At 31.1% G+C, this 26,641-nt stretch carries 27 protein-coding genes and 1 tRNA gene; 18 read left to right on the top strand and 10 right to left on the bottom strand.

The genetic code is table 11. The annotated features are described in order from the left end of the window. Positions 1 to 49 precede the first annotated feature (49 nt). Genes ybgF through CR143_RS01550 form a run of 7 tightly spaced genes read left to right on the top strand, consistent with a single transcriptional unit; the run spans position 50 to position 8,802 of the window. Positions 50 to 1,009 carry a tol-pal system protein YbgF gene (gene ybgF / locus CR143_RS01520; protein WP_099340089.1) on the top strand — a complete coding sequence of 320 codons (960 nt, stop codon included), beginning with the start codon at positions 50 to 52 and terminating at the stop codon, positions 1,007 to 1,009. Further along, positions 981 to 2,315: a tRNA lysidine(34) synthetase TilS gene (gene tilS / locus CR143_RS01525; protein ID WP_099340995.1), complete on the top strand. Its 1,335-nt coding sequence runs from the start codon at positions 981 to 983 to the stop codon at positions 2,313 to 2,315. Before ybgF ends, tilS begins: the two co-directional genes overlap by 29 nt. Positions 2,316 to 2,358: 43 nt before the next feature. Beyond that, positions 2,359 to 4,257, top strand: coding sequence for an ATP-dependent zinc metalloprotease FtsH (ftsH, locus tag CR143_RS01530; RefSeq protein ID WP_099340090.1), 1,899 nt, complete (start codon positions 2,359 to 2,361; stop codon positions 4,255 to 4,257). A gap of 15 nt (positions 4,258 to 4,272) precedes the next feature. Next, entirely contained in the window at positions 4,273 to 5,337 is a 1,065-nt protein-coding gene (gene folP / locus CR143_RS01535; RefSeq protein WP_099340091.1) for a dihydropteroate synthase, read from the top strand. Positions 5,338 to 5,339: 2 nt separating this feature from the next. Continuing rightward, a complete protein-coding gene (gene glmM, locus CR143_RS01540; RefSeq protein WP_099340092.1) occupies positions 5,340 to 6,677 on the top strand; it encodes a phosphoglucosamine mutase in 1,338 nt (445 codons plus the stop codon). Positions 6,678 to 6,679: 2 nt separating this feature from the next. Continuing rightward, a complete protein-coding gene (thiD, locus tag CR143_RS01545; RefSeq protein ID WP_099340093.1) occupies positions 6,680 to 7,474 on the top strand; it encodes a bifunctional hydroxymethylpyrimidine kinase/phosphomethylpyrimidine kinase in 795 nt (264 codons plus the stop codon). 38 nt (positions 7,475 to 7,512) lie between these two features. Then, positions 7,513 to 8,802, top strand: coding sequence for an adenylosuccinate synthase (locus CR143_RS01550; RefSeq protein ID WP_099340094.1), 1,290 nt, complete (start codon positions 7,513 to 7,515; stop codon positions 8,800 to 8,802). Here CR143_RS01550 and rpoH read toward each other — a convergent pair. From rpoH to CR143_RS06400, 5 genes are all read right to left on the bottom strand, one after another. Continuing rightward, positions 8,792 to 9,691 carry an RNA polymerase sigma factor RpoH gene (rpoH, locus tag CR143_RS01555; RefSeq protein ID WP_099340095.1) on the bottom strand — a complete coding sequence of 300 codons (900 nt, stop codon included), beginning with the start codon at positions 9,689 to 9,691 and terminating at the stop codon, positions 8,792 to 8,794. The two genes, CR143_RS01550 and rpoH, sit on opposite strands and share 11 nt — an antisense overlap. 38 nt (positions 9,692 to 9,729) lie before the next feature. After that, complete coding sequence (locus CR143_RS01560; RefSeq protein WP_099340096.1) at positions 9,730 to 10,713, bottom strand: RluA family pseudouridine synthase; 984 nt, start codon at positions 10,711 to 10,713, stop codon at positions 9,730 to 9,732. Positions 10,714 to 10,725: 12 nt separating this feature from the next. Next, positions 10,726 to 10,800: transfer RNA gene (locus tag CR143_RS01565), tRNA-Arg, on the bottom strand. An 84-nt stretch (positions 10,801 to 10,884) separates the two neighbouring features. Then, on the bottom strand, positions 10,885 to 11,325 hold the full coding sequence (locus CR143_RS01570) for a molybdopterin synthase catalytic subunit (protein WP_099340097.1): 441 nt from the start codon (positions 11,323 to 11,325) through the stop codon (positions 10,885 to 10,887). Next, positions 11,325 to 11,555 carry a hypothetical protein gene (locus tag CR143_RS06400; protein WP_420886325.1) on the bottom strand — a complete coding sequence of 77 codons (231 nt, stop codon included), beginning with the start codon at positions 11,553 to 11,555 and terminating at the stop codon, positions 11,325 to 11,327. Before CR143_RS06400 ends, CR143_RS01570 begins: the two co-directional genes overlap by 1 nt. Between CR143_RS06400 and CR143_RS06450 the strand changes: the two genes are divergently transcribed. Then, complete coding sequence (locus CR143_RS06450; protein WP_157780304.1) at positions 11,503 to 11,634, top strand: hypothetical protein; 132 nt, start codon at positions 11,503 to 11,505, stop codon at positions 11,632 to 11,634. The two genes, CR143_RS06400 and CR143_RS06450, sit on opposite strands and share 53 nt — an antisense overlap. Here CR143_RS06450 and moaC read toward each other — a convergent pair. Both moaC and moaA read right to left on the bottom strand, forming a co-directional pair. Beyond that, positions 11,626 to 12,171, bottom strand: a complete 546-nt coding sequence (gene moaC, locus CR143_RS01580) for a cyclic pyranopterin monophosphate synthase MoaC (RefSeq protein ID WP_099340099.1) — start codon at positions 12,169 to 12,171, stop codon at positions 11,626 to 11,628. The genes CR143_RS06450 and moaC overlap by 9 nt on opposite strands. Continuing rightward, positions 12,171 to 13,160, bottom strand: coding sequence for a GTP 3',8-cyclase MoaA (gene moaA, locus CR143_RS01585; protein ID WP_099340100.1), 990 nt, complete (start codon positions 13,158 to 13,160; stop codon positions 12,171 to 12,173). Before moaA ends, moaC begins: the two co-directional genes overlap by 1 nt. 124 nt (positions 13,161 to 13,284) lie before the next feature. Here moaA and CR143_RS01590 point away from each other — a divergent pair, with 124 nt between their 5' ends. Both CR143_RS01590 and CR143_RS01595 read left to right on the top strand, forming a co-directional pair. Further along, on the top strand, positions 13,285 to 14,493 hold the full coding sequence (locus CR143_RS01590) for a sulfite oxidase (protein WP_099340101.1): 1,209 nt from the start codon (positions 13,285 to 13,287) through the stop codon (positions 14,491 to 14,493). Positions 14,494 to 14,581: 88 nt separating this feature from the next. Continuing rightward, on the top strand, positions 14,582 to 14,824 hold the full coding sequence (locus CR143_RS01595) for a c-type cytochrome (protein ID WP_157780305.1): 243 nt from the start codon (positions 14,582 to 14,584) through the stop codon (positions 14,822 to 14,824). Here the strand turns inward: CR143_RS01595 and CR143_RS01600 are convergent, their stop codons facing one another. Continuing rightward, entirely contained in the window at positions 14,825 to 15,565 is a 741-nt protein-coding gene (locus tag CR143_RS01600) for a sulfite exporter TauE/SafE family protein (protein ID WP_099340103.1), read from the bottom strand. 35 nt (positions 15,566 to 15,600) lie between these two features. Here CR143_RS01600 and CR143_RS01605 point away from each other — a divergent pair, with 35 nt between their 5' ends. Further along, entirely contained in the window at positions 15,601 to 16,125 is a 525-nt protein-coding gene (locus CR143_RS01605; protein ID WP_169696837.1) for a molybdenum cofactor synthesis domain-containing protein, read from the top strand. A 2-nt stretch (positions 16,126 to 16,127) separates the two neighbouring features. On the opposite strand, the gene CR143_RS01610 is transcribed toward CR143_RS01605, so the two are convergent. Further along, positions 16,128 to 17,369, bottom strand: a complete 1,242-nt coding sequence (locus CR143_RS01610; RefSeq protein WP_099340104.1) for a molybdopterin molybdotransferase MoeA — start codon at positions 17,367 to 17,369, stop codon at positions 16,128 to 16,130. Then, positions 17,362 to 17,976 (bottom strand): molybdenum cofactor guanylyltransferase, encoded by a 615-nt coding sequence (locus CR143_RS01615; RefSeq protein ID WP_099340105.1) that lies wholly within the window; start codon positions 17,974 to 17,976, stop codon positions 17,362 to 17,364. The genes CR143_RS01610 and CR143_RS01615 overlap by 8 nt, the downstream gene beginning before the upstream one ends. A gap of 43 nt (positions 17,977 to 18,019) precedes the next feature. Between CR143_RS01615 and CR143_RS01620 the strand changes: the two genes are divergently transcribed. The 7 genes from CR143_RS01620 to CR143_RS01650 all read left to right on the top strand — a co-directional run bounded on the left by CR143_RS01620 (position 18,020) and on the right by CR143_RS01650 (position 26,632). After that, a complete protein-coding gene (locus CR143_RS01620; RefSeq protein ID WP_099340106.1) occupies positions 18,020 to 18,418 on the top strand; it encodes an iron-sulfur cluster assembly scaffold protein in 399 nt (132 codons plus the stop codon). Beyond that, a complete protein-coding gene (locus CR143_RS01625) occupies positions 18,419 to 18,895 on the top strand; it encodes an HPP family protein (protein WP_099340107.1) in 477 nt (158 codons plus the stop codon). It abuts the gene before it with no gap. Positions 18,896 to 18,899: 4 nt separating this feature from the next. Continuing rightward, complete coding sequence (gene fdhD / locus CR143_RS01630) at positions 18,900 to 19,736, top strand: formate dehydrogenase accessory sulfurtransferase FdhD (RefSeq protein WP_099340108.1); 837 nt, start codon at positions 18,900 to 18,902, stop codon at positions 19,734 to 19,736. A 13-nt stretch (positions 19,737 to 19,749) separates the two neighbouring features. Beyond that, positions 19,750 to 21,399 carry an NADH-ubiquinone oxidoreductase-F iron-sulfur binding region domain-containing protein gene (locus CR143_RS01635; RefSeq protein WP_099340109.1) on the top strand — a complete coding sequence of 550 codons (1,650 nt, stop codon included), beginning with the start codon at positions 19,750 to 19,752 and terminating at the stop codon, positions 21,397 to 21,399. Between the two features lie 6 nt (positions 21,400 to 21,405). Then, the gene (fdhF, locus tag CR143_RS01640; protein ID WP_099340110.1) at positions 21,406 to 24,174 is read left to right on the top strand and encodes a formate dehydrogenase subunit alpha; all 2,769 of its coding nucleotides are present in this window, start codon (positions 21,406 to 21,408) and stop codon (positions 24,172 to 24,174) included. A gap of 188 nt (positions 24,175 to 24,362) precedes the next feature. Further along, positions 24,363 to 25,712 carry an ABC transporter substrate-binding protein gene (locus CR143_RS01645; RefSeq protein ID WP_099340111.1) on the top strand — a complete coding sequence of 450 codons (1,350 nt, stop codon included), beginning with the start codon at positions 24,363 to 24,365 and terminating at the stop codon, positions 25,710 to 25,712. 107 nt (positions 25,713 to 25,819) lie between these two features. Continuing rightward, the gene (locus tag CR143_RS01650; protein WP_099340112.1) at positions 25,820 to 26,632 is read left to right on the top strand and encodes an ABC transporter ATP-binding protein; all 813 of its coding nucleotides are present in this window, start codon (positions 25,820 to 25,822) and stop codon (positions 26,630 to 26,632) included. Positions 26,633 to 26,641: the final 9 nt, after the last annotated feature.

Raw genomic sequence — 26,641 nt, forward strand, 5'->3', positions numbered from 1 at the left:
ATTTCATTAGGGTCTTTTTTTTATCATTGAAATAAAATAAAATAAAAAAATGTTAATTAAAAATAAATTTTTAATACAATTTTTAATCTTTATTTTTTTTGCAAACATTAGTTTTGCACAACAAGATAAAATGAATGAGTTGTTAGATAAATTAGATAAAATTCAAAAGGATATTCAAACCCTTGAAAAAGCAGTTTATACCAAGAACCCAAATTTACCTTCTGATAATATTTCTTTAAATGAAGCTTTAACGAGACAGCTAACTAAAATTTCTGAATTAGAAAAACAAATTCAAGAAATGACACAGAGGTATGAGGAGAACAGTTATCAACTTCAGCAATTATCCGATAAATTAAATAAAGTGTCCAATGATAACCAATTAAGATTACAACAATTAGAGAATAATAAATTTGCAAGCGATAAAGTAAGCTCACCAAAAGAAGTTATTGAAGAAAAAAAGATATCACCTCCAAAAATGAATGATAAAAATATTTTAAATAAAGAAGAAGTAGATGAAATTAGCGATGATGAAGATAATTCTTTAAAAGACAAGTCAGTAAATACTGAAAGTATTAAATTAAAAGAAAAACCTAATAAAGCTAAAGCTAAAATTTTACCCAAAGCTTCTGTCGCTGAACGATACAAGTTTGCTATGAATATTATGAAAAGTGGTGATTTTGAAAAAGCTGAAATTGCTTTTAAAGAATTTGTTGATGCTCATGCAAAGCATGAGTTAGCTGGTAGTGCTCAATTTTGGTATGGGGAAACCTTTTATATTAGGCAACTTTACGAAGATGCGGCGGTTGCTTTTCTAGATGGTTATCAAAAATATCCAAATAGTCCCAAAGCCCCTGAAAACTTATTGAAACTTGGAGTAACCCTTGCTGAATTAGGTGAAACTGAACAGGGTTGTAAGATGATTACAAATTTAAAAAAAGCTTACCCAAAGACCGATGCTTCAATTTTACAAAAATCATCTTATGAAAAGAAGAGATTTAACTGCGCTTAATTTTAAATTATTAGAAGATAAAAAAAATAATCAAATTTATTTTCGATTTAGAGAAAATATTTTACCTGTTGTTGGTAAAGAAAAATTTGCAATTGCTGTATCTGGTGGAAGCGATAGTCTAGCCTTAAGTATTCTTGCTAAATTATATTCACTTGAACAATCAAGTGATTTTGCAACTTTAATTGTTGATCATGGATTAAGAAAAGAGTCTGCCAATGAAGCAAAACAAACATTTAAAAATTTAAAAAAAAATAATATTAAAGCAGAAATTTTAACTTACCGTGGTTCAAAATTTACATCTAATATTCAAAAGAAAGCAAGAGATTTACGATATGATCTATTTCAAAAATATTGCAAAAAAAATAAAATAAGATTTCTTATCCTAGCTCATCATCAAGATGATTTAATTGAGAATTTTTATATTCGATTAATTAGAGGCAGTGGCATCAAAGGGTTAACTTCTTTACAAAACGTATCTGAACTCAATAAAGATTTTTACCTTTTACGACCTCTGCTTCATTTTAAAAAAGAAGAACTTTTGAACTTAACCAAGAAAATCTTTTCTACTTGGATTGAAGATCCGTCAAATCTTAATGAAAAATTTTTAAGAGTCCGAATTAGAAAAATGCAATCTAGGTTACAGAAAGAAGGCTTTGATCCTAAACGAGTTTTAAAAACAATTGAAAATTTAAATACTGCTAAAAATTCATTAGATTTTTATATTTTAAAATCTGAAAAGAAATACTTAAATTTTTTTAAAGAAGGCTATGCAACTTTAAAATCTATTATATTTAAAAATGAGGCTCCTGAAGTAATTTTTAGGGTTATTATTAAAGCGATACATTTTGTATCAGGTGAATATTATCCACCAAGATCTGACAGTTTAAAAATTTTAATTAAAAATTTTTCATCAAAGAAGTTTAAATCTTCAACTTTAGGAGGTTGTTTAATTGAAAAAAATTCTAACATGATCTCTTTTTTTAGAGAGGATAGAAATCTTGCTAGTGAAATATTAGATAAAATAAGACAAACTAAAAATTGGGATGATCGTTTTTTAGTTTATAAAAATTTTGATAATCAACAAAAATTTATCGTTAAAAAATTAGGTAATTCAGGAATTGATTATTTGAAAAAAAATAAATTTATTTCTTCTTTAGATAAGATTCCAGTTCAGGCAAAAAAGACTTTGCCTTCATTTTGGAACCATAAAGGAGAGCTGATGTTTGTCCCTTTTATCAATTTTAAGAATAAGAAATACAATATTAAAAATGACAGTTTTGCTGTGCGATATCTTAGATTTATTTGAGAATAGCACTTGTTTAATCTATAATAATGATTACTTTTAAACTATGAATTTGCGCAATTTAATGATGTGGGGCGTAATTGTCCTGCTCGTTTTAGGTTTATACAATCTATTTCAGAATCCAGGCTCTATTACCGGAAAGACTGAAATGCCATTTTCTACTTTTTTAACTGAAGTAGATAAAGGAAATGTTGCGTCCGTTGATATTCGAGGAAGCGAAATTTCTGGAACTTTTAGAGATGGCAAAGGCTTTAAAACTTACTCTCCTAATTACCCAAATCTAGTTGAAAAATTAACTGCAAAGGGAGTTTCAATTACTGCTGGTCCTCGAGAAGAGAAGGGCCCTTCGTTATGGGGCGTAATATTATCTTGGTTTCCTATGTTACTTCTTATTGGAGTATGGATATTTTTTATGCGTCAAATGCAAGGTGGCAAAGGTGGTGCCATGGGATTTGGAAGATCAAAAGCAAAATTACTTAATGAAGCACAAGGTCGAGTGACATTTCAAGATGTTGCTGGAGTTGAAGAAGCCAAAGAAGAATTAGAAGAGATAGTACATTTTTTAAAAGACCCTAGAAAGTTTCAAAAATTAGGAGGAAGAATTCCAAAAGGAGCTTTGCTTGTCGGACCTCCGGGCACAGGAAAAACTTTATTAGCAAGGGCAATTGCTGGGGAGGCAAATGTTCCTTTCTTTACTATTTCAGGATCAGATTTTGTTGAGATGTTTGTTGGGGTTGGTGCTTCAAGAGTTAGAGATATGTTTGAACAAGGTAAAAAAAGTGCTCCTTGTATTATATTTATAGATGAGATTGATGCAGTTGGAAGAAGTAGAGGCGCTGGATTAGGTGGCGGTAATGATGAGAGAGAACAAACATTAAATCAGTTGCTTGTTGAAATGGATGGATTTGAAACTAATGAAGGTGTCATTTTAATCGCAGCAACAAACAGACCAGATGTATTAGATCCTGCTTTATTAAGACCAGGTCGTTTTGACAGACAAGTTGTTGTGTCAAATCCAGACATTATTGGCAGAGAAGCAATTTTAAATGTGCATCTTAAAAAAATTACAACGGGACCAGATGTAAATCCAAAAGTTATTGCAAGAGGAACACCTGGTTTTTCTGGTGCCGATCTTGCAAATATTGTGAATGAGTCTGCATTACTTGCTGCAAGAAAAAATAAGAGAATTGTCACTATGTCTGACCTTGAAGAAGCAAAAGATAAAGTAATGATGGGCGCTGAAAGAAGATCTATGGTGATGAATGAAGAGGAAAAAACTTTAACAGCTTACCATGAGGGAGGACATGCGGTTGTTGCATTGTATGAACAAACTTCAGATCCAATTCATAAAGCAACTATTATTCCAAGAGGAAGAGCTTTAGGTATGGTTATGAGACTTCCGGAAAGAGATCAATTATCTGTAACAAGAGAAAAAATGTTTGGAGATATTTCTGTTGCTATGGGAGGTAGAATTGCGGAGGAGATGATTTTTGGTTACGACAAAGTAACATCAGGCGCTTCTTCGGATATCGAAATGGTAACAAAAATGGCTAAAAATATGGTTACTCGATACGGTATGAGCGATCAATTAGGCCCTATTGCTTATCAAGAAAATGAAGAAGAAGTATTTTTAGGAAGATCTGTTTCTAGAACACAAAATGTTTCAGAAGAAACTGCTAAAAAGATTGATGCTGAAGTTAAAAAAATTGTTGAGTCCGGTTATGCTAGAGCTAAAAAAATATTAGCTGATAAAGTTGATGATCTTCATAAGGTAGCAAAAGCGTTATTAACTTATGAGACTTTATCTGGTGAAGAAATTAAAAAAATAGTATTTGAAAATATTTATCCAAAACGATTATCCGGCAAAGAAGAATTTAGTACCACTAAAAAGAAGCTAGGTAGCGCTTTAGGTGCAATTGGATTAAAGCCAAATCCACAAAGTTAATCTAACTTTTCATTCATGAAGAGTATTTATATAAGGCCAACAAATATTGTCTTTGGCCAAAAGGCGAATTATTTTATTCAAGAAAAAAGTGCAAAAAGTCTTTGTGGACTTGAAAATGTTGGTTTTTTATCTCTTGAGATCTTAAAAAGACAGTCTGACGGAAATACAGTAGAGGAATATAGTGTTTTAGAGATCGAAAAATTAGATTTTAAAAATGAAATTGAAGACGATTTAAACAACATAACTTCAAAAAGAAAAAATATTTTTAATTTAGATTTTACAAATCCTATTTTAATGGCCGTTTTAAATGTTACCCCAGACAGTTTTTCAGATGGAGGAAAATATAATACCACGTATAGAGCTCTTGATCACGTAAGAAGTATGATTAATTATGGAGCTCATATTATTGATGTAGGAGGAGAGTCCACAAGACCAGGTGCAAAATCTGTTAGTGAGCTAGATGAAATAAAAAGAATATCAGAGACCATACAATTAATAAAAAATAAATTTCCGAACCAAATAATCTCCTTAGATACGAGAAAGTCTATGGTGATGAAACATGGGATAGACATAGGAGTTGATATATTAAATGATGTTTCTGCACTAGATTTTGATCCACAATCTTATTTAGTTGTAAAAGATTCAGGAAAACCAATTATTTTAAATCATTCACAGGGTATACCTGAGAATATGCAAAATAATCCAACGTACGAAAATGTATTATTGGATATTTTTGATTATTTTGAAAATAAAATAAAATTTTTGAAAAATAATGGAATAAAGGATGAGCAAATTATTATTGATCCAGGAATTGGATTTGGAAAAACTTTAGAACATAATTTAGAAATCATTTCTAAAATTTCCTTATTTCATAGTTTAGGCTATCCAATTATGGTGGGCCCTTCACGAAAAAGTTTTATAGGTAAAATTATGGGTGAAAAAGATAATCCGCAAAGATTAGGAGGCACAATTGCTTCAATTTTATATTCATATTTGCAAGGTATTCAGCTATTTAGAGTTCATGATATACAAGAAACGAACGAAGCTCTTAAAGTTTATTCTCAATTTTTAAAGCAATAACAATGAAAAAGTATTTTGGAACTGACGGTATTAGAGGAGAAGTGAATAAGGGCAATATAACTGGAGAAATGTTCTTTAGATTTGGTCTTGCTGCCGGAACATATTTTTCTAATCAAAATAAAGAACGCCATAAGGCAATTATTGCAAAGGATACTCGGCTATCTGGCTACATGCTTGAGCCAGCTTTAGTATCGGGACTTATTTCATCTGGTATGGATGTTTTTTTACTAGGACCTTTACCAACCAATGGTCTTGCCATGTTAACAAAGTCTATGAAAGCAGATCTTGGAATTATGTTAACAGCTTCTCACAATCCTCATACTGATAATGGACTAAAACTTTTTGGACCTGATGGAATGAAATTATCGGATAAGGTTGAAAAGCAAATTGAAAAATTAATTGATGATAAAGTTGAAAAATACTTTGTAAAACCAAATGAATTAGGCAGAGCCAAAAGATTAGAGGATGCAACAGAAAATTATATAAGTATATTAAAAAATATTTTTCCAAAATCATTTAATTTATCTGGAATTAAAATATTTTTAGATTGTGCAAATGGTGCCGCATATAAATCAGCGCCTGCTTTACTTAGAGAATTAGGAGCTGATGTTGTGGCAATAGGCATTAATCCAGATGGATTTAATATAAATAAAAATTGTGGATCAACACATCCAGAACTTATTCAGCAATCTGTAAAAACTCATAAAGCAGATATTGGCATTGCGTTTGATGGTGATGCTGATCGAGTTATTATGTGCGATGAAAAAGGGGAAATTATTGATGGTGACCAAATTATTGCAATGATTGCAAAAAATTGGAAAAAGAAAAAAATTTTAAAAGGGGGAGTAGTTGGTACCTTGATGACAAATTTAGGACTGGAAAATTATTTTAGAAGTAATGATATTAAATTTTACAGAGCTAATGTTGGTGATCGATATGTTAAAGAAAAAATGAATACTTTAAAGTATAATTTAGGAGGTGAACAATCAGGCCATATTATTCTTGGAAATTTAGCAACTACTGGAGATGGTTTATTAGTTGCTTTAGAGGTTTTAAGTTCTTTAAAAAATAATGTTAAAGCAAGTAAGGTATTTTCAGTTTTTAAAAAGATTCCTCAAATTTTAGAAAATATAAAAGTTAAAAATAAAAATATTATTGAAAATAAATCTCTTAGTGCAAAAATTAATCAGATTAATAAAAATTTAAAACAAGAGGGTAGATTACTGGTTAGAAAGTCAGGAACAGAAAATTTGATTAGAATAATGGTTGAAAGTTCTGATAAAAAATTAATCAAAGATACTGTCAATGAAGTTAAAAAATTAATACTCAATTACGCCTGAAATTGAAACTAAAGTCTAAATTATTAATTATTGCAGGGTCAGACTCCAGCGGGGGCGCTGGAATTCAAGCAGATATCAAAACCGCAACAGCACTTGGCGTTTATGCAATGACAGCAATTACAGCTATTACTGCCCAAAATACAACGGGAGTAAAATCAATCGTTTCTATTCCGCCTAGAGAAATTTTTAAGCAAATTTCATTTTCAGTTCAGGATATAAAACCTAGTTCTGTAAAAATTGGGATGTTGCATAATGTGTGTGTAATCAAAGAAGTAATTAAAGCTATTAAAAAACATAAGTTAAAAAATATTGTAATTGATCCTGTGATGGTTGCAAAAGGAGGTCAAAGATTAATTAGCAACAGTTCTATTAATTTTTTAAGAGAAAAATTATTTCCTTACGCATTATTAGTAACTCCAAATATTCCAGAAGCCGAAGCCTTAATAAATAAAAAAATTAAAACTTTGGACGATATAATTAAAGCTGGAAAACAAATTTTAAAATTTGGACCAAAATTTGTTCTTATAAAGGGAGGGCATATTAATAAATCTATTATTGAAGACGTATTAATTTCAAAAAATAATATTAAAATTTTTAAAAATAAAAAAATAAAAACCAAAAATACACATGGCACTGGTTGTACTTTATCTAGTGCAATCGCCTCTTTTATTTCAAGAAATTATAATATGAACGAATCATGCAGACGATCTATTCAATATGTACATAAAGCAATTTTGTTAAACCCAAAATTTGGACGAGGACATGGGCCAATTAATCATATGGCTTTATTAAATTAAATAATTTAAATCCTTATAGACATCTTAAAAACTTACTTATGACAAACGTTGTAGTTGTAGGCTCTCAGTGGGGAGATGAGGGCAAAGGGAAGATTGTGGATTGGCTTTCGGAGCAAGCCGACGTTGTCATTAGATTTCAAGGCGGTCATAATGCAGGCCACACTTTAGTCATTAATGGAAAAGTTTTTAAATTAAAATTACTTCCTTCAGGAATTGTTAGAGGAGATAAAATTTCAATTATTGGAAACGGAGTTGTTATTGATCCTTGGGCATTATTAGAAGAAATTGAAGAAATTAAAAAAAAAGGGGTTGATGTTAATGAAAGTAATTTAATTATTTCAGATACAGCAACTTTAATTTTACCTTTTCATAAAGAAATGGATGAGATTAGGGAGGATGCTGCAAAATCTAAAATTGGAACCACAAGAAGAGGTATAGGACCAGCTTACGAAGATAAGATTGGTAGACGTTCAATTCGAGTTATGGATTTGCGTTCGAAGACAAATTTAGAGCAAAGACTAGAAGTTATTTTAGAACATCATAATGCAATCAGAAAAGGCTTAAAAAAAAAGATATATAAATCTGAAGAGTTAATTAATGAGTTGTTAAAGATTGCTCCGAAAATATTAAAATTTTCTCAACCCGTATGGAAAAAGATTGCTGAATTTCAAAAATTAAACAAAAAAATATTATTCGAAGGTGCACAGGGAATATTGCTTGATGTTGATCATGGAACCTATCCTTATGTGACCTCATCCAATACAGTCGCAGGTACAGCCTCGGTTGGTACAGGATGTGGACCAAAAACTATTGATTATGTTCTTGGAATTACCAAGGCCTATACAACAAGAGTAGGAGAGGGTCCTTTTCCAACAGAACTTAAAGACGCAACAGGAGAATTGATTGGTCAAAGAGGTCATGAATTTGGAACTGTAACGAATAGAAAAAGAAGATGTGGTTGGTTTGATGGAGTTCTTGTTAAACAATCTGCAACTATATCAGGAATTACTGGTATCGCTCTCACCAAGTTAGATGTTCTAGACACACTAGAAGAGATCAAATTTTGTATAGGTTATAAATTACGAGGTAAAGAAATTGATTTTTTTCCTAGTGCTTCAGAGGATCAATTTGCAGTAGAGCCTATCTACAAAACTTTTGAGGGTTGGAAGTCAGAGACAAAGGGAATAAGAAATTATAAAGAATTACCTGAGAAGGCCAAAGTTTATATTGCAGCCATTGAAGATTTCATAGGCGTTAAGATTGGAAGTATTTCAACAAGTCCAGAGAGAGATGATACGATTTTTATTGAAGATCCCTTTAATGCGTAATGAAAGGTTTTGTTTTAATATTCTCTAGCATTGCTTTTTGAACTTTTTCAAAAGCCCTGTTTTCGATTTGTCTAACTCTTTCTCTGCTAATTTTATATTTCTGACTAAGTTCTTCTAAAGTTTTTGGCTCATCAATAAGTTTTCTATCATATAAAATTTCTTTTTCTCTTTGATCTAAGACTTTCAAAGCTGTTTGTAACAATGCATGTTTCTGATCTAATTCCTGGCGTTGAGAAATTAACAATTCTTGATCAGCATTTTCATCTACTATCCAATCTTGCCACTGACCACCTTGTTCTTCGTCTGAAATTTTAGCATTCAATGATTGCTCTTGTCCTGCCATACGCCTATTCATTGAAATTACTTCATCTTCATTTACATCTAACCGATTTGCTATTTCTTTAACATGGGCATTAGTCATGTCGCCACTTTCAATTGCAAAAATTTGATTTTTTAATTTTCTAAGATTAAAAAATAATTTTTTTTGAGCAGCAGTTGTTCCAATTTTAACTAAGCTCCAGGATCTTAATATATATTCTTGGATTGCAGCTTTAATCCACCACATAGCATAGGTGGCAAGTCTAAATCCTCTCTCAGGATCAAATTTTTTAACCGCCTGCATCAAGCCAATATTTCCTTCAGATATTAATTCCCCAACAGGCAAACCATAGCCTCGGTATCCCATTGCTATTTTTGCAACTAATCTTAAATGACTGGTAACTAAAGTGTGAGCTGACTCCCTATCGCCTTTCTCGCGCCAATTTTTTGCAAGAATATATTCTTGCTCAGGCTCTAACATTGGAAATTTTCTAATTTTTAATAAATAAGAATTTAAACTTCCTTCGGGCGAAAGGATTGGAAGATTAGAATTTTTTTCAATTTTTTCCATATTGCTTATGTAAGCATTATAACTTCTATGACAAGATATTAAAACTTAAGCTTTTTGATTATTTTTATTAAGTTTTCAAAATCTTTTGGCTTTTCACATTCAAATTCCATTTCTTTCTTTGAAGTTGGGTGAATAAATCCAATAGATCTTGCATGCAAAGCTTGTCTTTTAAATCCCTCCAATAGTTCTTTAAATTCAGGATCAATATCTCTGATAAATTTATTTTGTTTTCCATAAATTTGATCACCGATAATTGGATTACCGTTGGAGGAGAGATGCACTCTAATTTGATGAGTTCTTCCTGTTTCTAGTCTACATTCAAGAAAACTCATATCAGGAATTTTTTTTCCTGAAAAAAATTCTAGAGTTTTATAATTGGTAACAGCATCCTTTCCTCTTGAAGTATTTATACTCATTTTTTTTCTATTGAATTTGCTTCTGCCAATCATAGATGAAATTTGTCCAGAACTTGGTTTCATTCTTCCATAAACAAGAACTTCATAAACTCTTTTGATTGTATGTTCTGCAAACTGTTTTGATAAAAAAATATGGGCCTGATCATTCTTTGCAACCACCAACAGGCCACTGGTTCCTTTATCAATTCTATGAACTATGCCCGGTCTTAACTCTCCACCGATGGTTGAAAGTTTGTTTTTACAATGAAACATAAGGGCGTTTACTAAAGTGTTATCAAAGTTTCCAGCACCCGGATGAACAACCATTTCAGGAGATTTATTAACGATTAATAAATCTTTATCCTCATAGCGAATATCTAATTTAATGTTCTTTGCTGAAATATTAACTTCTTTAGATTCTGGAATTGATACTTCTATAATGTCAGAAGAGTGAACTTTAATAGAAGCTTGGGTTATTTGAGTTTTATTAATTTTAACAAAACCCTCATTAATAATATTTTTAATTCTTGTTCTGCTTATATTTGGAATCAAAACTGCAAGCGTAGAGTCTAAACGTGCATTATTTTTCTCTTCTGTAATTTCAAATTTATATTCGTTAGCAGACATGATTAGTATTTTTGGTGGTCTTGCTAGGACTTGAACCTAGAACTCTAGTTTCGAAGACTAGGATGATATCCATTTCACTACAAGACCGTGATGGCAGTAGTACTATTTATTTTAAACGTTTTAAAGGTTTAAAGAGAAGTATCTAATTTTGATTTTTTATATAATTAAATACTATTTAACTTTAATTGAAGTTCCTTTGAGCCACTCTGATTTTTGATTTTTATAATATTCTTTTTTCCAAATAGGGGCTCTAATTTTAATTTGTTCAATAAGATATCTCGATAATTGATAAGCTTCTGATCGATGTTTGCAAGATACTGCAATTATAATTGAAGGCTTGCCTAATGGAACATACCCTTTAGCATGTTCAATAAATACTTTTGCTTTTTTTAATCTAAATTTCTTTATTCCCTCGCCATAAATCTTTTTAAATATTTTTATTACAAGTTTATTAAAAGAGTCATAGGTAATTCCTGTTACATTTTTGTTGTTATTGTTTTTTCTAATATTTCCTACAAAAAATATACTTGCCCCAGCAGCAAAATTTTTTACAAATTTTTCTGCTCTTATAATATTAATTTTTTTTGTATCAACAATCGCTACGTGTAACATTAACCACCTCCGATAGGAGGTATAATTGAAATGATTTTATCTTTTTTTAAAACGTAAGAGTCATTTACAATTTCATCCTGTTCTGAACAAAACGCTGATTTTTTTATTAGATCTTTATAAGATTTATTTGTGGAATGTTTTATTTCAATAATCTCTATTAATTTATTTCTGATATCTTTGACTTTTATTTTTTTATTAAAATTTAAGTGTAATGCTGAATTTTTAAAAATATCTTTACAATTTCCAAATAGTTTTACTTTAATTTTCATAACAGATGAGTTTCATAACTTGCTAAAATTTTTAGAATAAATCTTGTAAAAATTCAGGTAGTCCGTTTGGATTTATCCAAGTTCCTGACTTGCCGCCTTGTTTAATAAGCAAACGAACTCCATCAATTTTAAGATCAGGATTTACAATTTTACATAAATCATAAATAGTAACTAGTGCCGCATTCACTCCCATAATTGCCTCCATTTCAACGCCTGTTTTTGCAAATGCTGCAACCACACAGTACGTTTCCAGTGAAAAGTCATTGGAGTTTTGAATAATTTTTGTTGAACTGTAGTCAACGGTTAGAGGATGGCATAGTGGAATAATTTCACTAGTTTTTTTTACGCCAAGAAGGGCAGCAACTTCGGCTAGAGATATAGGATCACCTTTAGGCATTTGTTTGTTTTGAATTAATTTAAATGTTTTTTCACCTACATATATTTTTCCCATAGCTAATGCTTTGCGGTGGGTATTTTGTTTTTGAGAAACGTCTACCATGTGAAAATTATTGTTGGTAAAAATTTCTTTTGCCCAATCTTTCAAAATAGCCGTGTCTACAATTTTAAGATTTGTCATTATCCTCCAATACTAGCTAGGTGAGGAGTTAGTCCAGTATTTCCTAACTCTAAATAATGAGATTCTTTTTTAAAATTCAGTTGATTATTAATTAAATTTTTTAGTTCAGTAATTTGATTATCATTTTGCAATAGTGCTCGAAGAGATATTCCAGTTTCTCCAAATAAACATAGTCTCAAATCTCCTTGGGCAGTAATTCTCAAGCGATTACAGCTTTTACAGAAGTCTTTAGAATACGGGGCTATAATTCCAAATTTTCCACTAAAATCTTTACGAATATAACTTTTGGCTGGCCCTGAATCAAAACCTGCAGTTTGATGAATCCAGTCGTTCTTTACTAAATAATCTCTAAATATATTTGCAGAGATATGATATTTTTTAAAGTAATCTAAATTATCCCCTGTTTGCATCAATTCAATATAACGAAAGTCTACATAGTTAGATTTTATAAATTGTTGCCAATTATTAAAATCTTCCTCACTATCGTTTACGCCCTTAAGTAAAACTGCATTAATTTTAATTTTTTTAAAATTATTTTCTTGCAAAATTTTAAGACCTGCTAGGATATCTTCAAGTTTATCCATTCCAGTAATAAATTTGAATTTTTCTTTATCTAAACTGTCGATACTAATATTAATTCCATCAATTTTATTTTCTATTAATGGTCTTGCAATTTGCTTTAAGTTGTAACCGTTTGTTGTCATTACTACTTTTTTAATACCTGGAAGAGATTTTAGATTTTTAACAATGTCTAAAAAATCTTTTCGCACAGTAGGCTCACCACCTGTTAATCTAATTTTGCAAACCCCAAGTTCAGATAAGGCAATTCCAATTCTTCTAATTTCATCAAGAGTTAAAAAAGTTTTTTTATTTTTTGGTTTTTGATAACCATCGGGTAAGCAATAGCCACATTTAAAATTACACACGTCAGTAATTGAAATTCTAAAATATGGAAAAGTTCTTCCAAAATTATCTTTTAAATGAACCATCAATTAGAGATTACAATCTATAATAGTAAGATAGTCAAAAGATTTTTTTACAACCAAAAAGTGAGTTATCTTGAAACTAAAGGGCATATAATATTTTAATAAATTAAGCTTTGAGTCACTAAATATGAAAAAAATTTCAAATTCTAACAGAAGATCTTTTTTAACTGGCTCGGCAGCTATCGCAGGAGTAGCCGCTATTTCATCATTTACAAATCTTGGCATCAATATTGCAAAGGCAGATCATTCTAGCGCAACTCCAAAAGCTACCCCAGAGTATATTAAGTGGAAAAACAGAAACGCGCTAATTATTCATACAGAAGGAACTGTAGAAACTCACCGAGATATGATTGGAAATGGAATCATTACTCCAATAGAAAATATGTACATTAGAAATAATGTTAAATCTTTAACTGATGAGCAAATAGGAGTTAGATCTGAGTGGAAGTTAGACGTACAAGGCGTTCAAAAGCCTAGAACATTTACATTAGCAGAGCTACAAAAAATGCCTCTAAAGATTACTCCCATGGTTCTTCAATGTTCAGGAAATGGTCGTAAATTTTTTGCTCATGGTCCAAGCGGAACCAAGTGGGACACTGGTAGCGCAGCCTGCGTTACTTTTTCAGGAGTTTCAGTTAAATATTTAGCAGAATTATGTGGGGGACTTACTCCTAGCGTTAAATTCATAACCGGAACAGGAGCTGATGCACCAAAAGATATTGATCCTAAAGAAGGTGCTGTTGAAAGATCAGTGCCAATTTCTACTTATGAAGATTGCTTGTTAGCCTGGGAAATTAATGGGGTTCCAATTCCAAATGCACATGGAGGACCACTAAGATTAGTTGTGCCTGGGTATTATGGAATAAATAACGTTAAACATATTAATAAATTAGTTTTTGCTGATAAAGAGTCTGATTTTAAAATGATGTCTAATCGTTATCGAGTTTACAAGATTGGCGATAAGCCAACACCTAATGATGGCACTTGTTGGGAGATGAATGTTAAAAGTTGGATTACTTCACCACTTACCACAGCAAAATCAGGAAAAGTTGTTTTTACTGGTGTTGCATTTAGTAATGGTACTCCTTTAAAAAGTGTTGCTCTGTCTATTGATGAAGGAAAAACTTGGAAGAATGCAAAATTTGTTGGACCTAATCTCGGGAAATTTGCTTGGAGACAATTTCAGTTTGAAGCAAATTTAGAAAAAGGTAATTATACAGTTTCATCTAGAGCAACTGATGAAAAAGGATCGCAACCAAAGTTAAGATTTGAGAATAATGAGGGCTATTCTCACAATGGTTGGTTAGATCATAGTGTTAAAATTACAGTTGCATAAATTTTTAATTAAATTTTCGAAAATTTTCTTAAATTTTCTAATTCTATTTTTTTTTATTCAAGTAAGCGCAAAAGCAGATCAAGATAAAATGATCTTAGGTCTTAAAATATTTAATGAAAAAGGAAATTGTGCAAGTTGTCATCAATTAACAAATGCAAAGTCTGAAGGAAATATTGGGCCAAGCTTAGATGATCTTAAGCCAACGCAAGCACAAGTAAAACAAGCAGTTATTAATGGTATTGGAATAATGCCGGCTTTTGGGAACGATAAAATTTTAACTCCTCAAGAAATTGATGCAGTTTCTTTCTATGTAGAAAAAGCAACTAAATAATTAAAAGAATATTTTTAAACCTAAACGAATTGCAACAATAAGAACTAGAACCGCAGTTAATAAAGCAAGAATGTGTGACTTTAATATTTTTATATTAAGAAAATTTCCAAGTTGACCTCCTAATAGTACAGCTAAAGGCAAATATAAATAAGGTTGTAGTTGAGAAATATTATTAAATTTTTGAATTTGTCCTAAAAATCCTGCAATAGAGTTAATTAAAATAAATAAAGACGCAGCCATAACAATCTTATTAGGCTGAGCAGCTTTTAAATTAAATAGTATAGGGGAAAGTAAAATTCCTCCGCCAATTCCAACAATTCCAGACACTAAGCCAATTATTGCCCCAATAAAAACAGCAGAAAAAAATGGAATTTTTTTTATAATTTGATTTGTTAATTTATATTGTCTTGTCTGTATTAAAAGTAAAAGACTGCTTATCGTTAGGCAAAAAAATAATAAAATTTGAAAAAAATCTTTTGTTATTTGAAATTTTCCTCCAATATAAGCAAGAGGTATTGAGCCTAAAAAATATGGAGTTAAAAATTTTATATCTAAATTTCCAGCTCTTATATAGTTAAAACAATTTCCGCTTGCGACAATAATATTGCAAGTTAATGCTATAATTGGAATTAGCAAATATTCTACGTCATAAATTGTAAGTAATGCTAAATATGAAGTTCCTCCTGCAAAACCAACACTTGCGTAGATAGCTGCAACTAAAAAAAAAATTATGGATAGCATATTTTTTAATCTATAGGTATTAATGATACATAATTATGAAAACTGATAGTACAAAAAAATTTATACCCGTTAATATTGCTGTCTTAACTATTTCAGATACTAGAAATGAGTCAAATGATACATCGGGTAATATTTTAGTTACTAAAATTAAAGAATTAGGACATACCGTTGTTAGTAAAAAAATTTTAAAAGATGATAAAACAGATATTAAAAAAACTATTCTTGCATGGTGCGACGAAGCAGTTGATATAATTATTAGTACAGGTGGCACTGGTTTAACAGGTCGGGATATAACCATTGAAGCCTTAGATGAAATTAAAGATAAAGATATTCCAGGATTTGGTGAAATATTTAGAATGCTTAGTTACAAAACAATTGGCACTTCTACCATTCAATCTCGCGCTCAAGGAATTATATGCAAAGGAAAATATATATTTGCCTTACCAGGATCTTCTGGAGCAGTTACCGATGCTTGGGAGGGAATTTTAAAATTTCAATTAGACTCTCGTTTTCAACCTTGTAATTTTATTAATATTATTCCACGCCTAAAAGAAAAGTAATATTAAATTGAATTTGTATAGTTTGGAAAAAAACAATCAATTATATCTCCTTTTTTAAAGCTTTGTTTACCTGCTGGAAAAGCAGCCCAAATATTAGACTGAACAAAAGGTTTTATTCTAAATGAATCCTGTCCTTTCAAAGCCTCAAGATGGAGGGTGCCTGAACTTGAAGTACTCAATTTGGCTTTGACAAAATGAGTCATATTTTTCTTTTTGAAATAAGTATTTTTTAAAATTGCTTTAATTGGCCTTTCAGTCTCAACCCCTAAAATATTTAGCAAATAAGGATTTACAAAAAATCTGTAGCAAGCAGCTGTTGAAATAGGATTGCCCGGTAGTCCAAAGATTGCCTTATCTTTAATTTTTGCAAATAACACTGGTTTTCCAGGTTTGATTTCAACGCCTTTAAAATAATTTGAAAGTTTAAAAGTTTTTACAATGCTTGGAATAAAATCAAATTTACCAGCTGAAATTGCGCCTGATGTAATAATTATATCTATCTTAGATTTTAACATTTTATTGATCTGATTTTTAAAAATAGATGCATGATTATCTCTTAAAATTCCTCCGTTAATGAAATTAAACAAAAAGTTTTCATTTAACGACTTAATATAGGGACCATTTGAATTTCTAACTTTCCATGCTGGAATATTCTCACTATTTGAGATCTCATTACCGGTTGAAAAAAATAGTATATTTGGTTTTTTTTTAACTTTAATTTTTTTAATTCCTAAGGTTTTTAAAGCTAAAATATGATTAGAGTGAATAATTGCTCCTTTTTTAATAATTAGATTATTTTTTTTATAATCTGATCCTAAAAATCTGACGTGTTGATTTTTGTTAATTCTCTTATCAACAATTATATATTTTGGATTGTCTTTATTTGGATAAAACACAATTTGTTCAATTGGAATAATAGTATCAAATCCCTTAGGAACAATTCCACCTGTCATTATTTCAATAGTTTCAAATTTTTTGATTTTTTTAGTAATAGGTTTTGTTCCTGCAATCATTGAACCTATAATTCTAAATTTTTGAGGCGAATTTTTATTTAAAAATTTAGTGTCTTTAGAGTTTACTGCAAAGCCATCAAAGGCCGCATTATTTGCAGCTGGATAATTATAATTTGAAAATATATTTAAAGACAAAACTCTATTTAAAGCATTTTCACAATTAATAATTTCATCTCCAATTTTAATGGGTGCTTTTTTTAAAATTTGTTGAGAGCGTTTATAACTAATCATTACTTTTTATTATCTCTTTTGCTTTTTCTAAGTCTTCTTTAGTATTAATATTAAAAAAAGGATCGTTATTTTTAAATTCTAAGTTAATCGTCTTAACCCCAACTTTATTAGCCCAGTCCTCAACTTTTCGCTCTCCTTTGTTAACTAAATCATCCTCTAATCTATTTAATAGTTCTAGCGACCATAGCCCGAATATATTGTGCCTTTTATCATTAGATTTAATAAAAAAAAGTTTGCTCTGTTTTTCGTTAATATTATTTAGGAAATCATGTAGGTGTTTTTTTTTAAAAAAAGGCGTGTCAGAAGGAAAGGTTGAAATCCATTTATATTTCTTATTATTTTCTTTAATCCATTTCATAGCACTTAAAACACCACCTAATGGACCTAAATTTTTTTTATAATCTTCAATTTTATTAATTTTTTTTGAATTAAAAAACTTGATATCGTTATTTGCAATAATTAAAATTTCATTAAACTCATTCAAAATTTCTAGAAGAATATAATCAATTAATATTTTACTTTCTAATTGAACTTGAGATTTATCTTGGCCAAATCTCTTGGATTGCCCTCCTGCTAGTACAACTCCTAAAATGCTGTTATAATCCATTATTCTTAATATAAATCATTAAAACACCAATTAAAGATATATAATGGATTTAAAAATTTTAGAAATTGCTTCTCACGCTGAAAATAAAAAAGAACTTAGCAATCCTACCCATTCCTCAAAAAACAAAAATCCGATTTGTGGAGACGAAATGGAAATTAGTTTAGTTGTAAAAAAAAATATCATTGAGGATATGGCTTACAATTGTAAATCTTGTGTATATTGCCAGGCTTCTGTTAGTTTACTTTCAAGAACAATTAAAGATCAAAGTATTGATACATTTAAAGACTTTTTTCAGTTTGCAGAAAAAATGTTTACCGACAATAATTTAAATATTCAAAAAAAATGGAATGGATTTGTAGAAATATTTAATAAAAAAAATTTAGCTAGAAAAGAATGTTTGCTTCTACCTTTAAGAACCGTTGCAAAAGCGCTAAAAATATAAATGATTAAAATAAACAAATCTAATTTAGTAAAAGCTTTCATCGCAGGTTTGTTTTCAATTTTGACCATTGGAACTTTAACACTGTTAACTTACGAAACTACTTTAGGAGTTTTTTTAATTGCCTCTTTTGGATCTTCGATGGTTTTATTATTTGGGTTTCCTGAGAGTCCTTTTTCTCAACCCAAGAATGTTTTTTTTGGACATTTTTTAACAGCCTTAACAGGAATAGTTTTTTTAAAACATATACCATTGCCCATTTATATTAATATTGCTCTGGCCGTCGGATTTGGAGTTTTTTTTATGATACTTTTTAACGTGGTTCATCCACCTGCAGGAGGGAATCCTATAATTGTAATTATAGGAAACGTTTCTTACCAATATTTAATTAATCCAATTATTTTTGGTAGTTTAATAATTTTAATTTTTGCAATTTTAACAAATAAATTCTTATTAAAGAAGAATTACCCTATAAAATAATTGAATGAATTCTAAATACAAAGTTTTAAAATTTAAATCTAATAATTTTAAAAATGTTGATGATCTAGTTTCAATTGAAGAACCACTAGAAATATCTATTAAATATAAAAATAACGATAATTGGGTTACGCAAATCTTATCAATTACCATGAGAACCCCTGGCCATGATGAAGATTTGGTAAGGGGTTTTTTATTCAATGAGCAAATTGTTCAGGATGTTAAGCACATTCAATCTATAAAAAGTTTTGGAGCAAAAGTTGGCCAGTATAAAATTCAGAATAAAATATTAGCAACATTAAATAATTCAAAAAATATAAATATCACTAAAATTAAAAGAGATTTTTTAACAAATTCTTCTTGTGGCGTTTGTGGTAAATCTTCTCTAGATGCATTGGAAATTATAAAAACAAAGAAACCATCATTAGCGGAACCAAAAATATCTAAAAAAGTAGTTTTGCAATCGCCGGATATTTTAAGAGATAATCAGTCAGAATTTTCTAAAACAGGGGGTATTCATGCAAGCGGCTTATTTTTAGATAATGGTAAATTAGTTGAAATTCGAGAGGATGTAGGTCGACATAACGCTCTTGATAAATTGGTCGGAAGAATTTTAAAGAAGAAAAACCTTAATCCAAAAAAACAATTTATTGCCTGTTCTGGTCGACTTAATTTTGAATTAGTACAAAAAGTTTTGATGACTAATATTGGAATTATGATCGGTGTAGGCGCTCCTACAAGCCTCGCTATTGATTTAGCCAATAAATACAACATGACTTTAGTCGGGTTTGTAAAAAAAGATAGTTTTAATATTTATTCAAATAAACAAAAAATAATCATATAAAAGATAAAAAATTATGTCCCGAAATATTAGCAATTTATCTGGAAGAGTTGGTTTAAAAGATAATTTATTTAAAAAGATCTCAGAAAACGTTCTTAAAGGTTCACCAAAGGATATTAAAGAGATTGCTAAAGAATATAATTTAGGAGTTTCAACGATTCATGGCGCAGAAAGTTTTTACGAATTCTTAAGACCTGCACATCGTGAAAAAAAAGCATTCGTATGCAATGGTAGCGCTTGCATGTGTGCTGGCACACAGGAGAAATTAGAAAAGACTTTAAAAGCAAAATTAGGCAACGATAAAGTGGGTAAAATGTTTTGTTTAGGACATTGTTATGAAAACAATGCTTTTCATTATGAGGGTGAAAATTATGCAGGAAAAGATATTGAAAAAATTGATCAAATTATAAAGGGTGAAAAAATTACACAGGATAAATTTTTTGCAAAAAGTTATGCCACGACTAGTTTTTTAATGGATGATAAGTTGTCAACAATTTCACAAGTAAAAGATTTGCTAGATAAATTTCTTAAAACAGAAAAAAATTTAATTATTAAATCATTATCCGATTCTAATTTGTCAGGAAGAGGTGGCGCTGGTTTTCCTACAGGATTGAAATGGGATGCTTGCAGCAAAGTACCATCAAATAAAAAATATGTTATTTGCAATGCTGACGAGGGTGACTCTGGTGCTTTCTCAGATAGATATTTATTAGAAGATCAACCACTTAAAGTTTTGTTTGGAATGATGATTTGTGGTTACGTTATAGGAAGTGATGAAGGAGTATTATATATTAGAGGAGAGTACCCTAAATCTATCGAGGCGCTCAATGGATCTATTAATGAATTAAAAAAGGCAAAATTATTAGGAAAAAATATTTTAGGAACTAATTTTTCTTTTGATCTAAATATTTGTATTGGACAAGGTGCTTATATTTGTGGAGAAGAGACAGCGTTGATCGCATCTATCGAAGGTAGAAGAGCAGAGGTTGATGTAAGACCTCCTTATCCAGTAACTGAAGGATTATATAAAAAGCCAACGGTGGTTAATAACGTTGAAACTTTAGCTGCGGCTAGTGGAATTTTAATAAATGGTGCTGAAAAGTTTGCCGCTATTGGCAATAAAAAATCTGCTGGTACAAAATTAGTTTGTCTTGATAGCTTTTTTAAAAGACCAGGGGTGTATGAGATTGACATGGGTACACCCATGAAAAAAATATTTAACGAAATTGGTGGAGGATATAAAGAGCCCGTAAAAGCCTTTCAAATTGGAGGTCCATTAGGAGGTGTGGTGCCTTTAAGTGAGATCGATAATCTAAATTTAGATTTTCAGGAATTTAGTGCTAAAGGATTTATGTTGGGACATGCTAGTGTTGTAAGTATTCCTAAAAGTTTTCCAATGGTTGAATATATTCATCATTTATTTGAATTTTCTGCAGAAGAATCATGTGGCAAATGTTTTCCAGGAAGACTTGGGTCTTATAGAGGAAAAGAAATGTTTGATCAGGTTTTAAAAAAAACCGCTAAAATTCCACTAAAATTATTAAATGATTTATTAGTTACTATGCAAAAAGGTTGTCTTTGCACTCTTTGTGGTGCGATACCAACTCCTGTTGGTAATATCCTGAAATACTTTATGGATGAAATAAAAAGTGATACAGTTTCTTAATTATCCATGAGCTCAGAAAAAAGAAAAATAGCTTATATTGATGGAAAGCCATATGAAATTGGTGGTCATCACACGTCTATACTAAAATTTGTTAAAGGTTATTTAGGAGATGATAAAGTTCCAACTCTCTGTGACGATCCAAACCTAGCACCATATGGCGCTTGTCGAGTTTGTTCTGTTGAAGTTGCATTAATTAAAGATGGGCCAACTAAAGTAGTTGCTTCCTGTCATACACCAGTTGTTGAAGGTCAGCATATATTTACTAATAACGACAATCTTCAAAATCTTAGAAAAAATATTGTTGAACTTGTTTTAACTGACCATCCAATGACTTGTGGAACCTGCGAAGTAAATAATAATTGCGAACTTCAAAAAGTTGCTAATAATTTAGGAATTTCTGATCACCGTTATAATAATCCAAAACAACACAAAGGCATTCCTAAAGATACTTCTCATCCGTATATGAGAATGAATTTAGACCACTGTATTAATTGCGGAAGATGCGTGCGAGCTTGTGATGAAATTCAAGGCTCTTTTGTTTTAACAATGTCTGGTCGAGGCTTTGAGTCAAGAATTACTACCGACAACGATATGTTATTTGGGGACTCTTCATGTGTTTCTTGTGGAGCATGTGCTCACACTTGTCCAACAGATGCAATTTCAGATATCTTTAAATCTAAATCTGCAGACGTAGACAAAAAAGTTAGAACGACTTGTTCTTATTGTGGAGTTGGATGTAACCTTGAGGCATCAATTAAAAATAATAAAGTAGTATCCATCGACACTCCTAAAGAGACAGAAGTGAATGCAGGTCATACTTGTATTAAAGGTAGATATGCATTTGGTTTTTATGATCACCCTGACAGACTAAGAACTCCGTTAATAAAAAGAAATGGAAAATTTGAAAAGGCTTCTTGGGATGAAGCTTATGATTTAATTAAAAGTGAATTTAATAGAATTATAAAAAATCACGGACCTGATGCGATTGCTGGTATTTCTTCAGCAAGGTGTACTAACGAGGAAAATTATTTATTTCAAAAAATGATTAGAGCAGTTGTTGGCACTAATAGTGTTGATTGCTGCGCACGAATTTGTCACTCACCCACAGCTTGGGGTATGCAACAAACTTTTGGTATGGGGGCCGCCACTAACTCTACAGACGATATTTATCATGCAGATTTATTCTTAGTGATCGGAGCAAATCCAACTACTGCCCACCCAGTAACTGGAGCTAAAATTAAACAACAAGTAATGAAAGGTAAAAAACTAATTGTTTTAGACCCAGTAACTACAGAACTTGCAAATCTTGCTAATTATCACATTAAATTAAGACCAGGAACGAATGTTGCTGTTCTAAATATGATGTTACATTTTATCGTCAAAGCTAAATTATATAACGCTGATTTTATTAGAGATCGAACTGAAGGTTTTGAAAAATTTATTAAAGAAATCGAAAGACAAGACGTTGATCAATTAGCAAAAGTTGCTGGTGTTGATAAACAGTTAGTCAAAGAAGCAGCTATCGCCTATGCCACTGCGGGCAATTCTATGGAATTTCATGGATTGGGAGTTACGGAGCATGAGCAAGGTTCAAAAACAGTTATGCTAATTGCTGACCTTGCAATGATCACAGGAAATATTGGAAGAAAAGGCGTTGGTGTAAATCCTCTTCGAGGACAAAATAATGTTCAAGGTGCCGCAGATATGGGATGTCAACCACATCAAGGAGCTGGTTACTTTAATGTTGCAGATCAAAAAGTTCAACAATACTACAGTGAAAAATACGGAGTAACTCACCCAACTAAACCTGGTTTAAAAATTCCTCAAATGTTTGATGCTGCAATTAATAAAGAACTTAAAGCAGTTTGGATAATTGGTGAGGATATCGTTCAAACTGATCCTAATAGTGCTCATGTTATTGAGGCTATGGAGTCGTTAGAATTTTTAGTTGTTCAGGAAATATTCATGAGCGAAACTGCAAAACTTGCAACTGTAGTTTTACCAGGAACAACTTTCTTAGAAAAAGACGGCACATTTACAAATACAGAAAGAAGAATTCAAAGAGTTAATAGAGCTGCACCTCCTTTACCAGGAACTAAACCAGATGGAGTTATAGTTGCTGAAATGATGCAAAGATTTGGATTTAAACAACCAGATTATAATGCAGATCAAGTGCTAAAAGAAATTGCAGATGTAGTTCCGTTCTTTAAAGGCGTTACAAGAGAAAGACTGGGTGCATATGGTTTACAGTGGCCTGTGGATGAAGATGGAACAGATACAAAAATTTTATATAAAGAAACTTTCAAACTTGGAAAAGGCCAACTTAAAAACTTTGATTGGAAAGAATCTACTGAAATAGAAACCAATCAAAAAGAATATCCATTAATATTAACAACAAGCCGTGCATTACAACATTATAATTGTGGAACAATGACGAGAAGAACAAGCAATATCGATATTATGGATGAAGATATTCTATTAATTCACCCAATAGATGCTGCTGAGAGAGATTTAATAACAGGAGACTTTGGTAGATTATATTCCGGAAGAGGCAAAGTTGATCTTAAAGTAGAAGTTACTGATAAAGTAAAAAAAGGGGTTGTATTTACTACGTTTCATTTTCCAGAACACATGGTCAATATGGTAACTGGTCATGGAAAAGATGAAGAAACAATGTGTGCAGAATATAAAGTTTCCTCAGTGGATGTTAAGAAAATTTCAAATCGTTTTGAACCCAAAGAAAAAGAAAAAGAACATCAAGTTCAAGTTAAATAATTACTGAATTTATATTTTCCAGATATTTATTTAGTCCTTTTTTAAAATAACTAAATTTATAACACTATTCTCTTAGAGGTTGTAAATTGATAGTCAAAATCAATATTAATACATAAAATATATTAATTGTATGTAATTTTTTTTAGACATATATTTTTCAAATTATAAATTAAAAGGGGGGAGACTAAATGTTCAAACATTTAATAAAAAAAATATCAGCAATTTTTTTTGCTGCAATTTTTTCTTTATCACTGCTACCTCAGAATTTATTTGCACAAGCCAAGACGCAATATTTTCCGATACCAAGCAGTCGAGTAGGACCATACTCAGCAATGGGTACTGGTTATTACGGCGCACAAATTGATTACATGAATTACGTTAATGCAACAGGTGGCGTTAATGGAGTTATGTTGACTTGGCAAGAGTGCGAAACAGAATATAACGCTGCAAAAACTGTAGAGTGCTACCAAAGACTTATGACTAAAGATGGTCAGAAGATGGTCGTATTTGACACACTTGGAACGCCAGGTGCTTACGCAGTTATCAATCGAATGGCAGAAGACAAAGTTGTTCTAGCTCAGTACGGGTATGGAAGAACAGATGCTGCTGATGGCACAGTTTGGCCTTGGGTATTTAATGCTGCAAGTAGCTACTGGTCACAAATTGCAGTTAAGCTTCGATGGATGGCAGAACTTGAAGGTGGTGGCCCAGAGAAATTAAAGGGTAAAAAAATAGTTCATCTACACATTGATACTGCTTACGGACGTGAGCCGCTTCCAACTATGAGAAGACTTTCTAAGGAATGGGGATTTACATTAGTAGAAATTGCTATTGCTCCTCCAGGATTAGAACAGCAATCTCAGTGGTTACAAATTAGACAGGAAAAACCTGATTGGGTTACTTTTTGGGGCGCAGGTTCTGGAATGAATTCAACAGCGATGACAAATGCTGCTAGAATTAATTTTCCAAGAACAAAAATGATGTATGTAACCTTTGGTGGAGCGGAAGAGGATATGATCCCTGCTGGTGACTCTGCTAATGGAACTTACGTTGTTTCAAATGCTTTACCTGGAAAAAATTATCCTTTGATTAAGAATATTCAGGAAAAAGTCTACAAAGCTGGAAAAGGAAATTTGGCTGATCCAAAACGTGTAGGCACTGCTTATTATAATAGAGGTTTAGGAGCTTCTATTTTATGGGTTGAAGCATTGAGAAATGCACAAAAAAAATATAACAAAATTGGTCAACCAGTAACTGGTGAAGAGTTTAGAGATGGATACGAAATGATCAATTTGACCGACGCTAGAATGAAAGAACTTGGTATTGAAGGGATGTTAGCTCCATTTCAACTTTCTTGTTCTCAGCATGAGGGCGCAGGTAAATTTGCTTTAATGCAATGGGATGGAAAAGCTCAAGCTTTTAAAAAAGTTAGAGACTGGACAGGACCTAATGATCCAGTTGCTATAAGAGCTCAAATCGTAGAGTCGGCAGCTAAGTACGCTCAAGAAAATAAAATTACTCCAAAAAAATGTAGTTAATTTTTTTTAGATTAATTTATCCAATTTAGGGGAGTGTAAATAAAAATTAATGTTTACACTCCCCTTAGTATTTAATAACTTGCGTAAATAAAATTAAGGGGAATTAGGTGGGGGCTAGCGTTAGTAATATTTTAGAAATTAAAAACATCGAAGTTGCTTACAATAAAGTTATTTTGGCACTTCACGATGTATCTTTAATTGTTCCAAAGGGAAAAATAGTTGCATTACTTGGTGCAAACGGCGCTGGAAAAAGTACCACACTTAAATCAATATCTACGATGCTTGCCTCTGAAAGAGGAGAAGTGACTAAAGGCACAATTAGTTATGATGGTACTGAAATAAAAAAACAAACACCTTCTGAGATGGTTAGACTTGGGATGGTTCAAGTTTTAGAAGGTAGAAGATGTTTTGGACATTTAACCGTTGAAGAAAATATTATTTCCGGAGCTTATTCACGAAAATTATCGAGAAGCGACTTGAATGCTGAAGTTGAAAAAATTTATAGTTATTTTAAACGATTAAAAGAGAGAAGAAAAAGTCAAGCTGGATTTACCTCAGGTGGTGAGCAACAAATGATTGCGGTGGCACGAGCAATGATGGCAAAACCAAAAATGCTTTTACTTGATGAGCCTTCCATGGGCTTAGCACCCCAGTTAGTTGCTGAAATATTTCATATTGTAAAAGATTTAAATGAAAAAGAAGGTGTAAGTATATTACTTGCTGAACAAAATACTAATATTGCACTTAAAAATGCTGACTATGCATATATTATCGAAACAGGAAATGTGATGTTAGAAGGATCTGCAAAAAGTTTATTAAATAATGAAAAGGTAAAAGAATTATATTTAGGTATCTCCAAAGGGAAACGTTTGAATTTTAAAGATGCAATAAGAGACAGTCAAAGAAAGAAAACAAATTAAAGGAATAAT

This window comes from Candidatus Fonsibacter ubiquis, assembly GCF_002688585.1.
Taxonomy (GTDB): Bacteria; Pseudomonadota; Alphaproteobacteria; order Pelagibacterales; family Pelagibacteraceae; genus Fontibacterium; species Fontibacterium commune.

Bases quoted from the DNA above. Each gene is read 5' to 3' on its own strand.
- ybgF (WP_099340089.1), top strand. From the start codon at position 50: ATGTTAATTAAAAATAAATTTTTAATACAATTTTTAATCTTTATTTTT.
- tilS (WP_099340995.1), top strand. From the start codon at position 981: ATGAAAAGAAGAGATTTAACTGCGCTTAATTTTAAATTATTAGAAGAT.
- ftsH (WP_099340090.1), top strand. From the start codon at position 2,359: ATGAATTTGCGCAATTTAATGATGTGGGGCGTAATTGTCCTGCTCGTT.
- folP (WP_099340091.1), top strand. From the start codon at position 4,273: ATGAAGAGTATTTATATAAGGCCAACAAATATTGTCTTTGGCCAAAAG.
- glmM (WP_099340092.1), top strand. From the start codon at position 5,340: ATGAAAAAGTATTTTGGAACTGACGGTATTAGAGGAGAAGTGAATAAG.
- CR143_RS01550 (WP_099340094.1), top strand. From the start codon at position 7,513: ATGACAAACGTTGTAGTTGTAGGCTCTCAGTGGGGAGATGAGGGCAAA.
- rpoH (WP_099340095.1), bottom strand. From the start codon at position 9,691: ATGGAAAAAATTGAAAAAAATTCTAATCTTCCAATCCTTTCGCCCGAA.
- CR143_RS01560 (WP_099340096.1), bottom strand. From the start codon at position 10,713: ATGTCTGCTAACGAATATAAATTTGAAATTACAGAAGAGAAAAATAAT.
- CR143_RS01570 (WP_099340097.1), bottom strand. From the start codon at position 11,325: ATGTTACACGTAGCGATTGTTGATACAAAAAAAATTAATATTATAAGA.
- moaC (WP_099340099.1), bottom strand. From the start codon at position 12,171: ATGACAAATCTTAAAATTGTAGACACGGCTATTTTGAAAGATTGGGCA.
- moaA (WP_099340100.1), bottom strand. From the start codon at position 13,160: ATGGTTCATTTAAAAGATAATTTTGGAAGAACTTTTCCATATTTTAGA.
- CR143_RS01590 (WP_099340101.1), top strand. From the start codon at position 13,285: ATGAAAAAAATTTCAAATTCTAACAGAAGATCTTTTTTAACTGGCTCG.
- CR143_RS01595 (WP_157780305.1), top strand. From the start codon at position 14,582: ATGATCTTAGGTCTTAAAATATTTAATGAAAAAGGAAATTGTGCAAGT.
- CR143_RS01600 (WP_099340103.1), bottom strand. From the start codon at position 15,565: ATGCTATCCATAATTTTTTTTTTAGTTGCAGCTATCTACGCAAGTGTT.
- CR143_RS01605 (WP_169696837.1), top strand. From the start codon at position 15,601: ATGAAAACTGATAGTACAAAAAAATTTATACCCGTTAATATTGCTGTC.
- CR143_RS01610 (WP_099340104.1), bottom strand. From the start codon at position 17,369: ATGATTAGTTATAAACGCTCTCAACAAATTTTAAAAAAAGCACCCATT.
- CR143_RS01615 (WP_099340105.1), bottom strand. From the start codon at position 17,976: ATGGATTATAACAGCATTTTAGGAGTTGTACTAGCAGGAGGGCAATCC.
- CR143_RS01620 (WP_099340106.1), top strand. From the start codon at position 18,020: ATGGATTTAAAAATTTTAGAAATTGCTTCTCACGCTGAAAATAAAAAA.
- CR143_RS01625 (WP_099340107.1), top strand. From the start codon at position 18,419: ATGATTAAAATAAACAAATCTAATTTAGTAAAAGCTTTCATCGCAGGT.
- fdhD (WP_099340108.1), top strand. From the start codon at position 18,900: ATGAATTCTAAATACAAAGTTTTAAAATTTAAATCTAATAATTTTAAA.
- CR143_RS01635 (WP_099340109.1), top strand. From the start codon at position 19,750: ATGTCCCGAAATATTAGCAATTTATCTGGAAGAGTTGGTTTAAAAGAT.
- fdhF (WP_099340110.1), top strand. From the start codon at position 21,406: ATGAGCTCAGAAAAAAGAAAAATAGCTTATATTGATGGAAAGCCATAT.
- CR143_RS01645 (WP_099340111.1), top strand. From the start codon at position 24,363: ATGTTCAAACATTTAATAAAAAAAATATCAGCAATTTTTTTTGCTGCA.